The sequence below is a fragment of the Paraburkholderia phenazinium genome (assembly GCF_900142845.1).
GTDB classification, from domain to species: domain Bacteria; phylum Pseudomonadota; class Gammaproteobacteria; order Burkholderiales; family Burkholderiaceae; genus Paraburkholderia; species Paraburkholderia phenazinium_A.
Genome location: NZ_FSRU01000001.1, coordinates 2,755,625 through 2,769,091, shown reverse-complemented (window position 1 = coordinate 2,769,091; position 13,467 = coordinate 2,755,625). Strand labels below are relative to the sequence as shown.

The 13,467-nt window shown below is 65.0% G+C and carries 15 protein-coding genes; 12 read left to right on the top strand and 3 right to left on the bottom strand.

Annotation, left to right across the window (positions count from 1 at the left end; genetic code table 11):
- Positions 1 to 196: 196 nt before the first annotated feature.
- The 6 genes from BUS12_RS12070 (at position 197) to BUS12_RS12045 (ending at position 5,008) form a co-directional block, all read left to right on the top strand.
- Positions 197 to 979 carry a DUF899 family protein gene (locus BUS12_RS12070; RefSeq protein WP_074295911.1) on the top strand — a complete coding sequence of 261 codons (783 nt, stop codon included), beginning with the start codon at positions 197 to 199 and terminating at the stop codon, positions 977 to 979.
- Between the two features lie 129 nt (positions 980 to 1,108).
- Positions 1,109 to 1,618 carry a GAF domain-containing protein gene (locus tag BUS12_RS12065; RefSeq protein WP_074295910.1) on the top strand — a complete coding sequence of 170 codons (510 nt, stop codon included), beginning with the start codon at positions 1,109 to 1,111 and terminating at the stop codon, positions 1,616 to 1,618.
- Between the two features lie 76 nt (positions 1,619 to 1,694).
- Entirely contained in the window at positions 1,695 to 2,354 is a 660-nt protein-coding gene (locus BUS12_RS12060; protein WP_074295909.1) for a M24 family metallopeptidase, read from the top strand.
- A 204-nt stretch (positions 2,355 to 2,558) separates the two neighbouring features.
- Positions 2,559 to 3,626 (top strand): aromatic ring-hydroxylating dioxygenase subunit alpha, encoded by a 1,068-nt coding sequence (locus tag BUS12_RS12055; RefSeq protein ID WP_074295908.1) that lies wholly within the window; start codon positions 2,559 to 2,561, stop codon positions 3,624 to 3,626.
- Between the two features lie 21 nt (positions 3,627 to 3,647).
- Complete coding sequence (locus BUS12_RS12050; protein ID WP_074297405.1) at positions 3,648 to 3,818, top strand: rubredoxin; 171 nt, start codon at positions 3,648 to 3,650, stop codon at positions 3,816 to 3,818.
- Positions 3,815 to 5,008, top strand: coding sequence for an NAD(P)/FAD-dependent oxidoreductase (locus BUS12_RS12045; protein WP_074295907.1), 1,194 nt, complete (start codon positions 3,815 to 3,817; stop codon positions 5,006 to 5,008). The genes BUS12_RS12050 and BUS12_RS12045 overlap by 4 nt, the downstream gene beginning before the upstream one ends.
- Positions 5,009 to 5,164: 156 nt before the next feature.
- On the opposite strand, the gene BUS12_RS12040 is transcribed toward BUS12_RS12045, so the two are convergent.
- Positions 5,165 to 6,088, bottom strand: a complete 924-nt coding sequence (locus tag BUS12_RS12040; protein ID WP_074295906.1) for a LysR family transcriptional regulator — start codon at positions 6,086 to 6,088, stop codon at positions 5,165 to 5,167.
- 306 nt (positions 6,089 to 6,394) lie between these two features.
- Positions 6,395 to 6,820, bottom strand: a complete 426-nt coding sequence (locus BUS12_RS12035) for a PRC-barrel domain-containing protein (RefSeq protein WP_074295905.1) — start codon at positions 6,818 to 6,820, stop codon at positions 6,395 to 6,397.
- Positions 6,821 to 7,121: 301 nt separating this feature from the next.
- Between BUS12_RS12035 and tehA the strand changes: the two genes are divergently transcribed.
- From tehA to BUS12_RS12015, 4 genes are all read left to right on the top strand, one after another.
- Complete coding sequence (gene tehA, locus BUS12_RS12030) at positions 7,122 to 8,147, top strand: dicarboxylate transporter/tellurite-resistance protein TehA (RefSeq protein WP_074295904.1); 1,026 nt, start codon at positions 7,122 to 7,124, stop codon at positions 8,145 to 8,147.
- 98 nt (positions 8,148 to 8,245) lie between these two features.
- Positions 8,246 to 9,817 carry a methyl-accepting chemotaxis protein gene (locus BUS12_RS12025; RefSeq protein ID WP_074295903.1) on the top strand — a complete coding sequence of 524 codons (1,572 nt, stop codon included), beginning with the start codon at positions 8,246 to 8,248 and terminating at the stop codon, positions 9,815 to 9,817.
- Positions 9,818 to 10,064: 247 nt separating this feature from the next.
- Positions 10,065 to 11,057 carry a PXPV repeat protein gene (locus BUS12_RS12020; protein ID WP_074295902.1) on the top strand — a complete coding sequence of 331 codons (993 nt, stop codon included), beginning with the start codon at positions 10,065 to 10,067 and terminating at the stop codon, positions 11,055 to 11,057.
- Positions 11,058 to 11,125: 68 nt separating this feature from the next.
- On the top strand, positions 11,126 to 11,566 hold the full coding sequence (locus BUS12_RS12015) for a hypothetical protein (RefSeq protein WP_143788308.1): 441 nt from the start codon (positions 11,126 to 11,128) through the stop codon (positions 11,564 to 11,566).
- Here BUS12_RS12015 and BUS12_RS12010 read toward each other — a convergent pair.
- Complete coding sequence (locus BUS12_RS12010; RefSeq protein ID WP_074295900.1) at positions 11,500 to 12,330, bottom strand: AraC family transcriptional regulator; 831 nt, start codon at positions 12,328 to 12,330, stop codon at positions 11,500 to 11,502. The genes BUS12_RS12015 and BUS12_RS12010 overlap by 67 nt on opposite strands.
- Before the next feature lie 115 nt (positions 12,331 to 12,445).
- On the opposite strand from BUS12_RS12010, the gene BUS12_RS12005 reads away from it, so the two are divergent.
- Positions 12,446 to 12,697 carry a hypothetical protein gene (locus tag BUS12_RS12005; RefSeq protein ID WP_074295899.1) on the top strand — a complete coding sequence of 84 codons (252 nt, stop codon included), beginning with the start codon at positions 12,446 to 12,448 and terminating at the stop codon, positions 12,695 to 12,697.
- A gap of 63 nt (positions 12,698 to 12,760) precedes the next feature.
- Positions 12,761 to 13,405 carry an HD domain-containing protein gene (locus BUS12_RS12000; protein ID WP_074295898.1) on the top strand — a complete coding sequence of 215 codons (645 nt, stop codon included), beginning with the start codon at positions 12,761 to 12,763 and terminating at the stop codon, positions 13,403 to 13,405.
- The last annotated feature ends 62 nt before the right edge of the window (positions 13,406 to 13,467 follow it).

Here is a 13,467-nt window from a genome sequence, read left to right as displayed (position 1 = left end):
TTGATCTTTTACTGGAACGATCGGCGCAGCCGTGCGGGCATTTTCTGGAAACAGGCTGGATTGACCGTGCGACCGTGTCGATTCTTCGACATGCCGTTCGTCGTGTGAATAGGGGCGGCTAGATCGTGAAGCCGTAAGAGGCCGCAGGGCGCCACGTTGGGCCCTTATTTTCGTTCAACCTGTCAGGAGATCACGGATGACCGATACGGATCGAATCGCGCAGCAACCGCAGGCATTGCAGCCGGCCACGTTATTGGCCCAGTCGCCGCGGCGCTTTCCCGGCGAAAGCACCCAGTACCGCGAGGCGCGCAATGCGCTGCTGGCCGAGGAAATCGAATTGCGCCGCCACATCGAGCGGGTGGCGGCCCAGCGGCGTGCGTTGCCGCCGGGTGGGGCGGTGCCGCAGGACTACCGCTTCGAAGGCGAGCATGGGCCGGTGACGCTAACGGAGATGTTCGGTGCCCACGATACGCTGGTGACCTACAACTGGATGTTCGGCCCTCGGACGGCACGGTCTTGTCCGATGTGCGCCGCGACGCTGAGCTCCCTCGACGGCGAGATGGCCGATATTCTGCAACGCGTGGCGTTTGCTGTGATCGCCCGCTCGCCGATCGAACGTCTCCTGGCCTTCAAGAAAGAGCGCGGCTGGCGCCACCTGCGCGTGTATTCGTCGGGCGGCAACAGTTTCAACCGCGACTACGCGAACGAGGACCCCGATGGCGAGGACACCGCGGAGTTCAATGTCTTCACCCGCTCGGGCGGCGTGCTGCGGCATTTCTGGGGCGGCGAGATGGGTCCGCAGACGGCCGATCCCGGTCAGGATCCGCGCGGCGCCCCCGACATCATGCCGGTCTGGCAGGTGCTCGACATGACGCCGGGCGGCCGCGGCACGAACTGGTATCCGAAGCTCGAGTACGGCACCTCGCCGGCAGCGCCGGGTGACCCAGCCGGCTCATGCCATTGCGATAGCCATACCTGAGTCCGCAGCGGTGTCACCGTCACGCCGGCGGCCTGTCCGGCGTAAGATACGCGTTCGCATGACGGACGGTCTGATCGGCGCCACGCCGAGGGCCGCTCCGTTCCCCTGGTATCCGCTACGGACTGCATCATGTTTCAGGTCTCCACTGCCTCATCGCAACTTTCCAAACCGGCTCAATACGAGGAACTGGTCGCTCAGGCGCGTTCGCTGCTCGCCGATGAAACCGACCGGATCGCCAATGCGGCGAACTTCTCGTCGCTGGTGTTCAATTCGCTGGATGGCTTGAACTGGGCCGGCTTCTATTTCTTCGACGGCGCCGAACTGGTGGTCGGACCGTTCCAGGGCAAGCCGGCATGTGTGCGCATCGCATTGGGCCGCGGCGTGTGCGGGACGGCGGCGCAGACGCGCGTCACCCAGGTGGTGCGCGACGTCCATGAGTTTCCTGGGCATATCGCTTGCGATTCGGCCTCGCAGTCGGAGATCGTGGTGCCGCTGGTTGCTGCCGACGGCACGCTGATCGGTGTCTGGGACGTCGACAGTCCGCTCGTCGCGCGCTTCGACGCTGACGATGCCAAAGGCATGGAGGCGTTGTGCCGGGTGTTTGTCGAACTCGCTTGGTCGCGTACCGCGGCGAAATAACGCCGCATGTGGCGCCTTTCGTGACGCGTGAGCAAGAGGCCACGCGGCCAACAGACAAACAGCACAGAGGTGAGCTTTGAATAGCAATGCGAAACAGGCGGTCGGCAAGGACTTTTCCGTCGCATCGATGCAGCACGCACGCGCGATGACCTGGAAGGTGGTCGATGAAGTCGCGAAGAGAATCCGCCCGGGCATGCGCGAATCGGAAGCGAATGTCATCTGCAAGGCCGTGCTGCAAGAACTGGGCATGGAGCGGATCTGGCATCCCATCCTGATCCGCTTCGGCGAGAACACGCTGAAGACGTTCAAGGAACGTGCGGAAGTCGATCCGCAACTGGCCGAGAACGATATTTTCTTCGTGGATCTCGGTGTGGTGTGGGATCACCATGAAGGCGATGCCGGCGCCACCTACGTGGTGGGCGACGATGCGGAAATGAAGGCCTGTGCGGCAGCGGTCAAGACGATCTTCGACGAGGTCGAGCATCATTGGCGCAGTACTGGCGCGGGCGGCAAGGACCTGTACGGGTACGCCGCGCAACGGGCCGAGGCGCTCGGCTGGCGTCTGAACGTGGATATCAAGGGGCATCGCGTGAGCGACTTCCCGCATGCAATCTACAAGGCCGGCAATCTCGGCGACTTCGACGAGCGGCCTGATGCCAGCCTGTGGATTCTGGAAATCCAGATCGCCCATCCCACCCGGCCGTTCGGCGCGTTCTACGAAGACCTGCTTGCCTGATCTGCATGATCTGTACGGGCTTGCATGAGCGCGCGCCACGGCCGCGCTTCGTGCCACCGGCTCCATCCTATGCGTATCCGCACATAGACTAGATGCTCGACGGGGGATGGGTTCGCCTGCCGCATCCCGCTATTGTTGTGTCCACGCAGCCCGATAACACGGCTGCTGCGACGAATCCACGTCAGGTCCTGGAGACGACACAACATGACTTCCCCCCAAGTAGCCCCATTGACGTTTCAACGCTCGGCCACGCAGCCGCGCAACTGCACTTTCGATAGCCACGACTGGGAGATACTCAGCCGCTATTGGCATCCGGTGGCGTTCGCCGCCGACGTGCAAGACAAGCCCCTGAGTGTGACGCTGCTGGACGAACGGCTGGTCGTGTTTCGCACGGGTAGCGGACCGGACGGCCAGCTCGTGACGGCGCGCGACGTCTGTCCGCATCGCGGCGCGCCGTTGAGCCAGGGCTGGGTCGAGAACGGCAATCTGGTGTGTCCGTACCATGGCCTCGCGTACGGCGGGGACGGCAAGTGCAAACACATCCCGTCGCAAGGCGACGGTCCGATTCCCGAGCGCCTGCATCTGACCACTTACGCCACTCAGGAGGCCTATGGGCTGATCTGGGTGTCGCTGGGTGGCGGCACCGAAGCGTTGCCCGAGTTTCCCAACTGGGACGATCCGTCGTTTCAGCAGATCCTGCCGCCCTCGATCGATATTCGCGCTTCTGCCGGCCGGCAAACCGAGGGTTTTATCGACGTCGCGCATTTTGCGTGGATTCACCACGACAGCTTTGCCGATCGCGAGAATCCTGTTGTGCCGCAGTATTCGGTGGAGCGGCGCGAGCGTGGCCTGCATGCGGAATACATCAGCACGGTCAGCAATTTTCCGAAGTCGATGCAGCATCGCGCGCCGGACGGTTTTCTGTGGCGACGCATCTTCGAAGTCGACGTGCCGTTTTTTGCCCGCCTCACAGTGCACTTCCCGGAGGGCGGACGCCTGTCGATTCTGAACGCGGCGAGTCCGGTCTCGGCGCGCCTGACCCGGCTGTTCGTGCCGATCGTGCGAAACTTCGACAAGGATTTGCCGCTCGACGACGTCTATGAATTCAACCGCCAGGTCTTCGAGGAAGATCGCGCGATTGTCGAGCAGCAGTGTCCCGAGGACCTGCCTATCGACCGCACGGCGGAGGCGCCGATTCTGGCCGACCGCTCGTCGGGAGCGTACCGGCGTGCGCTGGGCGAGATTGGCCTGGGCCAGGGGTATGTGCGTTAATCCGCGATCGGGAGAATGGCGATGAACATCTGGGAATGTGTAATCTGCGGGTTTCGCTATGATGAGGCGCTGGGTCTGCCCGAAGCGGGCCTCGCGCCCGGTACGCGCTGGGAAGACGTCCCCGACGACTGGATATGTCCCGATTGCGCGACCGGCAAACATGACTTCGAAATGCAACGGATAACGGTATGAGCGAACACGCATCCAATCAGGCGCAAGCGCCGGTTGTCATCGTCGGCACGGGACTCGCCGGCTATACGGTCGCACGCGAATTGCGCAAGCTCGACGCGGCGGTCCCGCTCGTCCTGATCAGTCAGGACGACGGCAGCTTCTATTCGAAGCCGATGCTGTCCACTGCGCTGGCAATGAAGAAGGAAGCGCACGCGTTGGCGAACTTCGACGCGGCGGCGATGGCGAAGCAACTCAACGCTGAGATCCGCACGCATCAGCGGGTCGAGCGCATCGTGCCGGATGCACATACGATCGTGGTGGAAGGCGAGCCGCTGCGCTACGGCAAGCTGGTGCTTGCGACAGGTGCCGACCCGCGGCGGTTGCGGATCGACGGCAGTGGTGCCGACGAGATTCTCTCGATCAACGATCTCGCGGACTACGCCCGTTTCAGGGAAGCGTTAAACGGATGCGGCTCGGTGGCGATTCTTGGGGCAGGGTTGATCGGCTGCGAGTTTGCCAACGACCTGCTGTCGGCTGGCCACACCGTCGCGTTGATCGACCCGGCCAGCACGCCGCTGGCGCGTTTGCTGCCCGAGCGCACCGGTGAGGTGTTCGCCAACGCGTTGAGCGAGCGCGGCATCCGCTTCTATCTTGGGCGCGGTGTTGCGAGCATCGAGCGCTTGCAGGCCGGCTATCGGCTGACGCTGGACGATGGCGAGGCCGTCGATGCCGACCTGGTGGTCTCGGCGATCGGTCTGGTCCCGCGCACGGCGCTGGCGTCGGCTGCCGGCATCGCAGTCGCGCAGGGCATCCATACCGATGCCTGGTGCCGCACCAGCGTGCCGGATGTTTACGCGCTCGGCGATTGCGCGGCGCTCGACGGCAAACTGCAACCCTACGTTCTGCCGATCATGCACGCAGCGCGTGCATTGGCGCGCACGCTCAACGGCGAAGCGACGCGCGTCGCGTTCCCGGTGATGCCGGTGATCGTCAAGACGCCGGCGGCGCCTGCCGTCGTGGTGGTGCCGCATATGGAGGGTGAGTGGCGCATCGAGCCGACCGCCGAAGATGCGCCTCACGCCGCGCGCGCCGTCTGTCACCACGTCGAGCATGGCCAGCCGATTGGCTTCGCGCTGGTCGGGGCGGCGACCGAAGGCAAGGCCGAACTGCTCAAGGTGCTGGCGGCGAGCGCCGCTTCGGCGCCGGCGTAGGCTCGTCTGTCGCGAGGTTCCAACGATAACAAATCTTCCATCTGACCGACCTCACTTCGCGCCGGATCGGTGGCGTAACGGGCCTGTCACCTCTCAGCGCCACTGATGCTTCGCATTGCGCCGCAGGCTTCGCTTGCGGCGTTTTTTTATGGCTGATCAGGTTTCCAGCAGATTCTTTGCCACGTTCGCCACCAGTCTACGCAGCCACATGGCGGCGGCGCTGCGATGGGTCCGGTCGTGCCAGAGCTGGTAATACGTCAACGGTTGTGCGCCGCCGGGGACGGGCTCGATGCGCAGCGGCAACAGACCGGTGTAGTGCGTGGCGAGCGCACGCGTGGTGGTGAACAGCAGGTTCGAGCGTACCAGCACGTAGGGGGCCATGCCGAAGTAGGGCAGCGTGGTGGTTACCGTGCGCGACAAACCGTTGCGCGCCAGTTCGACGTCGATGGTGCCCCACGCGGTCGTGTTGTAGGTGGTGACGGCCAGATGTTCGGCCTCCTGATAGACGGCTTGAGTGAGCCGGCCAGGCTTGATCGGATGAGCGGCGCGCATCAGGCAAACCAGTTCGTCCTTGCACAGCGGCTGCAGGTGCAGATGCTCCGGCGGCGTGCGCCAGTTGCCGATCACCAGATCGAGGAAACCGCTTTCGAGGCCATGCTCGTAGCCGCCGTCGACCATCATCAGATGCTTGAATTCGATCTTCGCACCCGGGGCCTCGCTATGAAAGGCGTCGACAATCGCCGGCACAAAAAATACGTCGAGATAATCCGGCGAGCCGATGCGGAAGGTCCGGTTCGTGGTGGCCGGATCGAAGGTCGTGGTCGGGTGCAGGATGGCGGCGATGCTGCTCAGCGCCTGCGCGGCCGGGTCGATCAGCGTGAGCGCATGGCTGGTCGGCACCATCCGGCTGCCGCTGCGCACCAGCAGCGGGTCGCCGGTCATTTCGCGCAGCTTGCGCAGGGCGACGCTCACCGTCGGTTGCGACTGTCCCAGTAAGGTTGCGGTGCGCGATACGCTGGATTCGGTGAGCAGCGTGTGCAGGACCTTGATGAGATGAGAGTCGATGATTTCCTTGGACATCAAATACGGGACCTCTGTTGTTCAGCCGCGTATTCAAGGCTCGTCCCCCTACGCCGCGCTCGAAATATATGAGCGGATATAGCGAGCGTCAATTGGGGGTATTTACCGTAGTCATCCGTAGCGCCTTGCCGGGACGGGATCATGGGCGAGGCGGCATCCCGGTCATAGGCGCCGGTTTATGGGGCAGAGGAGGGATGTGGGGGCGGGTGAACCGCCAGAGGGTGAAGCGCGATGACTACGGCGAGCAGCGGTTGCGGCTGAGCTTGTCAGCCGCAACCCCTTCAACTCATGACGGCGAACGGCGCGTTACTGTGCCTGAACCTTCTTGGGCTTGGGCGGCGTTTGCACCTTGGCGTACTGGAACTCCGGCGTCGCCTTCAGCGCGTCCTTGGTGGCGCCGGGCAGATACAGATTGCCGCCGCGGACGTCGAGCGCGGCGATGGGGACGGCGACGTCGTGCGTGGCGACGCCGAGGAAACCGCCCGCCGACAGGATCGCCGCCGAGACGGAGCCGTCCGGGGCGACGATCAGATCGCGCACCGAGCCGATCTTTTCGTTCTGGTCGTTATAGACCGCTTTGCCCAGCACGCTTTTCTTGACGCTCCAGCCCTGCAGAAGTGCCTGGGACTGCTCGACGGTGACGCTCAGAGGCTGTGTGCCGGCGACCTGTGCATGCGCGTTGATCGATGCTGCAAGTGCCACTGCTACCCATACTGCCTTGTGCAAAGCCATATCGTTCACTCCGTGGTTAGATTCGGTTTCTGGCACGTCCTTCATCCCGCCTGTCGCAACGCCGGCCACTGCTGGTCGCGACTGCGCGGCGCGCTCCGCTCCGGAAGGTCCCGGAAGGGGCGGCTTTCCATCATACCTTTCAGGCGGCTTTGCTGCATCGAAGCGCACCCTGAGACGAATGAGCATCTTGTTGCGATGGCGCGGCATTCCCGCGCGAGTCGCCCGCTCCTAAAGTACGTCTGAACGACAGGCCTGTGCGGCGCCGCCGGACACCTGGCTCGAATCTTCAGGAGTAAAGCAGATGAATACGCATCGTGGACCCATGCCGGTCGCTTTCTTCGGCATCGCAGTCGGGTTGTTTGCATTGGCCAATGCGTGGCGCGTGGCGAGCCGGATCTGGCCGGTACCGGCGAGCGTCGCGCAACTGTTGACGCTTGGCGCGTTCGCCGTGTGGCTGGTGCTTGGGGCAGCCTACGCGCATAAGTGGATCGCGCACCGCGCCGAGGCACGCGCCGAACTGCAGCACCCGGTGCAATCGTCGTTTGTCGCGCTTGTACCGGTTTCCGCCTTGCTGGCCGCCGGGGCGTTGCTGAACTATTCGCACGTCGCGGCGGTGGCGTTGTTCTGGCTTGCTGCCGCGAGCGGACTGGCGCTGGGTGTGTTCCTGCAAGGCCGCCTCTGGCAGGGCGGACGCGCGCCGGAACTGGTCACGCCGGCGGTCTATCTGCCCGCCGTCGCCACCAACTTCGTGGCCGCGACGGCTTCCGCCGCGTTCGGCTGGCACCAGTTGGGCATGCTGTTCTTCGGCGCCGGCGTGCTGTCGTGGCTCGCCATCGAATCGCTGATCCTGCATCGCGCCGCCGTCCACGAAGCCTTGCCCGAGGCGCTGCGCCCCACCTTGGGAATTCAACTGGCCCCGCCCGTCGTGGGCGGTGTGGCCTACCTGAGCCTGACGAGCGGCGCGCCCGACCTGTTCGCCTACCTGCTGCTCGGCTACGGCATCTATCAGGCTCTGTTGCTGCTGCGCCTGTTGCCGTGGATTCGCCAGCAGGCCTTTGCACCGTCGTACTGGGCCTTCAGCTTCGGCGTCGCCGCCTTGCCGACGATGGCCATGCGCATGGTCGAACGCGGTGCGAGCGGTCAGGAAGCATGGTTGGCGGCCGGCCTGTTCGTGCTCGCGAACCTCGCAATCGCCGTGCTCGTCGTCATGACGCTGCGTCAATTGTGGCAAGGCAAGCTGCTGCCCGCGAGTGCGCCGGCTGCGGCTGTCCGGCCCCAGTCGCCTGGCGGCGCGCGGCCTGCCGCGGCGGCCGTCGGCGCCCACTGAAGTTTCCGCCGTCTCCCGCCGTTAACCCGCTTGACGGACATAACAAGCCTGCACGCACGTATCGTGCAGGCGCTCACCAACATAGAAAAGGTGCGGAGATGGAACGCTTTCGGCTCAAGGTACGGCTCTGGCTGGCGGTGGCGGTCATGTGCATGGGAATTCTGGCGATCGGCCTGTGGGGCGCCTTCAAGGCCCGCGAGACGATGATCGCAGGCCGCGAGGCCGAACTGAAAAGCGTGGTGAGCGTGGCGTATGGCGTGGTGAATCGCTATAACGAGCTTGCCGCGGCGGGTACCCTGCCGCTCGCCGACGCGCAGCGCAACGCACTCGCCGATCTGAAGGCGATGCACTACGACGGCTCGGGCGGCTATCTGGTGATCACGGACGCCCACGCGAAAGTGTTGATGCACGGCGTGCGCAGCGAGCTCGACGGCAAGGACATGAGCCAGTTCACGGATCCCACGGGTCATCACGTGTTCCAGGAAGGCTCGGATCTGGCTGAACGTAACGGCGAAGGCTTCATGAATCTGCAGTTCATGAAACCGGTTACCAATAAAATGGCGCCGAAGGTGAACTATGTCCGGCTCTTCAAGCCATGGGACTGGACCATCATCACCGGGGTGTTTACCGACGACATCGACGCCGCGTTTTATCTGACGCTCGTGCAGTACGTCGTGGCGGCGCTGTTTCTGTGCGTGGCGGTGTCGATTGTGATCGGGCTGATCGCCCGCAGCATTCTGCGCCAGCTCGGCGGCGAGCCGGCCTATGCCGCGCAGATCGCAACCCGCATCGCCGACGGCGAGCTCGACGTCGTGGTCGCGACCCGCAACGGCGACGACACCAGCCTGCTCGCGGCCATGCAGCGAATGCAGTTGCGCCTCGCCCAGGCGATTGCGCAAATCCGCGGCGGCGCCACGTTACTTTCCACGGTCTCCGGCGAAATTGCTTCCGGCAATGCGGACCTGTCGCGCCGTACGGAAGAGCAGGCCACCGCGCTCGGCGAAACGGCCGCCAGCATGGAGCAGATCACGGCGACCGTGAAGCAGAACGCGGACAACGCCAGGCAGGCCAGCCAACTGGCGCACAACGCATCGGAGACGGCGGTGCGCGGCGGCGACGTGGTGGGCAAGGTGGTCGAGACGATGCACGGCATCTCGCAGTCGTCGCTCCGGATCGGCGACATCATTGGCGTGATCGAAGGGATCGCGTTTCAGACCAACATCCTCGCCCTCAATGCGGCGGTCGAGGCGGCGCGCGCCGGCGAGGAAGGGCGCGGGTTTGCGGTGGTGGCGGGCGAGGTGCGCAATCTGGCGCAACGCAGCGCGGCCGCGGCAAAGGAAATCAAGGCCTTGATCGAGGAGTCGGCCGCGCAGATCGCAGGCGGCTCGCAGTTCGTCGAGCGAGCGGGCGAGACCATGCAGGAAGTCGTGCAGGCGGTGCGGCGCGTGACGGACATCATGGGCGAAATCAGCGCGGCCTCGGTGGAACAAAGTTCGGGTATCGAGCAGGTGAACATCGCGGTCGCGAGCATGGACCGCACGACCCAGCAAAATGCGGCGCTGGTGGAACAGGCGAGCGCATCCGCAGAGGTCCTGAAAGAACAGACCGCCCAGCTCGAAGCGGCCATCGCGGTCTTTACGCTGCCTGAGGGCAGCGTGCAAATACATTGAGGTGGGAGGCGCGGGTGGTTTCGGCGCGCCGTACCTGGTCTTCACGACTCGCGCACTTTATGTCGCGAGATGTCACGGTGCCTGAGTGAGGCGCTCAGACGCCCGCGTGGCGGGCCTCCGCGCGCTGCCGCTTGCGGTGAAACCGCGCGACATATCTTTGCAATAGTGTCAGCGCAGCCGTCCTTCTATAGTCCGTTCGTCGCCACGCCAGAGTGCTCAATGTGGCCCGAACTGCGAAGGACATACCGTGAAAAACGCCTCGTTTCAGCTTTCCACCGCCAGCGCCTGGCTGGCTTCCACCGCTAGCGCCGTGCGTGTTCGCCTCACCATCAAGAAGCTCGCCCTTGCGGCGTGCGCGGCAGTGTCGGTGCTCGGCTGCGCGCCGGCCTCGGCCTGGACCTCGCGCGGCACGGCCTACACTTCGCGCGGCACGTATAACGGCGCGCACGCCGGCTCTTGCGGCGGCGGAAGCTGCTCGCACGCGGGCGGCGTCGCCGGCCCCTGGGGCGGTGTGGCTACCAATACCGGCACTGTGACGCGTACGGCGCCGGGGCAGTTTTCGAACTCGGGCACCGCGACCGGACGCTATGGCAATTCGGTCCAGCATGCCGGCGATACCAGTTGCGCCGGTGGGACCTGTTCGCACACGGGCACGCTGACCGGTCCCGACGGCAAGACCGCCAGCACCTCCGGCAGCGTGACGCGCGATGCGCCTGGGCAGTATTCGTCCACCGGCTCGGTCACCGGGTCGAGCGGCAACACGTACAACCATGCGGCTTCGACTAATTGCGCGGGCAATTCCTGTTATCGCTCGGGGACGGTGACCGGTCCGGACGGCGGTACCGTCGATCATTCCGGCAGCGCCACGCGCGTAGCGCCGGGTGTGGTGACGACGTCGAGCAGCGTGACGGGGGTGCACGGCAACACCGTCACGAGCAGCGGCACGGTGGTCGCCGGCGGTACGGTTACAACGGGCGGTGTGGTGGTCGCCGGCGGTACCGTCACGACGGGCGGCACCGCGGTGGTGGTGCGTGCGCCGGCGGTCGTCGTGGCGCCGCCTGTCGCTTATGTACCGCCGCCCCCGGTGGTCTATGTGCCGCCGCCTCCGCCGCCCGCCGTGTATGTCGCACCCCGTGTGGTCTACGTCGCGCCGCGTCCGGTCTACGTCGCACCGCGTCCTGTGGTGTGGGTGCCGGGTCACTGGTATGGCGGTATCTGGATTCCGGCTCACTGGTCATGAACCGCGGCGTCCAATCATCAGGAGTCCGCATGCAAGGCGAGCCGCAAGCGAGGGGCGGGCAGGGCAGCATGACCCCGGCCCGTTCGCGTGAAAACGTGACCCGTACCCGCTCTTTCTTCAGACGGATGAAGTTCGCGACGCTGATCGTCGCGCTTGCCGCAGTGGTCGCCGTTACGGCCGGAACGGCAGGCGAAACGAACGCGTTTGCTGTGCCGGTCCCGGGCGTGGATGACGGGCCGTTTCCCACGTCCATCCTGGCGCCGCATTCACCGCATTTACCGCATTTACCGCGGTTATCGCATCCGCCGCGTTGTGCGTTGAAGTACGCCGCCGTGCTCGACCTCGCCGAACTCGCGCGCCGCGACGGCAAGTCATCCAGCGTCTATCTGCATGCGTTCAATAACGTGGCCGGCCAGATCGACGAATGCAACAGCGGCGCACGCTATGCGTCAGCGTCCGTCGCCGTCGTGGTGGCGGACGGCGGCGCGGGGTCTGCAGCCGACGAATGAAAATACCGGCTTGGTGTGCTGCCCAGCGCGCGCTTGAACATCGCAATAAAGGCACTCACGTTGTCGTAACCGAGTTCGAGCGCGACGGTCGTGACCGGCAGATCCGCAGCGAGCATTTCGAGCGCACGCAACAGGCGCGCCTGCTGCCGCCACTCGGCGAAACTGAAGCCCGTCTCGTCGACGAAGCGGCGACTCAAGGTGCGCGGTGAGAGCGCGGCCCATTGCGCCCATTGTTCGAGGCGCCGGTTGTCCGCCAGATCGTCGGTGAGCGCCTGCGCGATGCGTTGCAAGCGGGCGTCGCGCGGCATCGGCAAGCCCAGACGCTCGCGCGGCAGGCTCAGGATTTCGTCGACGATCACCCCCGCCACCCGCAGTTGCGGCGCGTCCAGGACCGCACTGCGCCAACTGGCGGCACGCCGCACGGCCTCGCGCAGCAAGGCGGACGTCCGTACCGTGCAAGGTTCGGCGGGCAGCGGCGCGCAGGCCGCTTCCTCGATATAGACGCTCCAGCCCGCATAGGCGCCGTGCGAGCGAAGCGCATGCGTACGATGCGGCGGAATCCAGACCGCGTGGATGGCGGGCACGACCCATTGCTGGTTGTCGACGCCGACCGACAACAGCCCGCGCAGCGCACCCAGCAACTGGCCGCGCGCGTGACCGTGCGAAGGCGTGACGCGCACGTCGTCGCCGGTCTGTTCGACAGCGATCAGGAAGGGTCCGTGAGCGGACTGCGCCTGTTGCGGGGAAATCAGCGGTTGGGTCATGGCCGAAACGACGGATCGAATGGCCTTTATACCGGAGACGCGCTGCATCCGTCCATCTAGAGTGGAATCTCTGCAACCGGCCGCTCGCGCGGCCACTCAACCAGGACGGACAGTCATGAAAGCACACGAGCTCTTACCCGACCATGTGAATCAATGGGACCTCGACGGCGTCACCGTGCGCAAGGGCACCGTGGGCGCGTTTCTCGTCAACGCGAGGATCTGGTGCGACCGCGACGCCTCCGAGCAAAGTCGTGGCGAGGCCGAGCGCGATATTGTCGACGCGTTGCCGGCGCTGCGGGCGCTCGGGATCTTCGACGTGATGGACGTTCGCGATGCCGCGCTGCGCGGGTTGATCGGCGCGCATTGAATTCGGCGCGGCGGGAAGGCGCGCCCAGGCGATAATCGTCGGCCCATTGAACCGGCAACGCCTATGACACAACCCGCATTTTTCCCGTTTCAGGATCTGGCTCGAACCTTGTTGCCGCACGCGGGCGACGCGAGCGGCGACGGTTCGCACGACACGTCGCATTTGCAGCGTGTCTGGAAGAACGCAGCGGCCATTCAGGCCGAGGACGGCGGCGACGCGCAGGTCCTGTTCGCCGCCACGATCCTGCACGACTGCGTTCCCACCGAGAAAAATTCGCCGTTGCGTGCTCAGGCCTCGCGTCTGTCCGCTGACAAAGCCGCCCGTGTGCTGAGCGCGCTCGATTGGCCGCAGGCGCAGATAGACGCCGTGGCGCACGCGGTGGCCGCGCACAGTTTTTCGGCCGGCATCGAGCCGCTGACGCTGGAGGCGAAAACGTTGCAGGATGCGGATCGGCTCGACGCGATCGGCATGCTGGGGGTGGCGCGATGTTTCTATGTGGCGGGCCGGATGGGGAGTGCCTTATACGACCCGCTCGATCCGCACGCATCGGAGCGGCCGCTCGACGACCGTCGCTATGCACTCGATCATTTTCGCGCGAAGCTGCTCAAGCTGGTATCGGGCTTCCGGACCGACACAGGGGCCCGGCTGGCGCGCGTGCGTCATGAGCGCTTGCAGCGCTTTCTCGACGAATTCGCGGATGAAATCTGATTTCCGCCTGCTGATCTCTCATGAAAAAAAACCGCTCCGGTGACTGAAAAGGGGACCCGGAG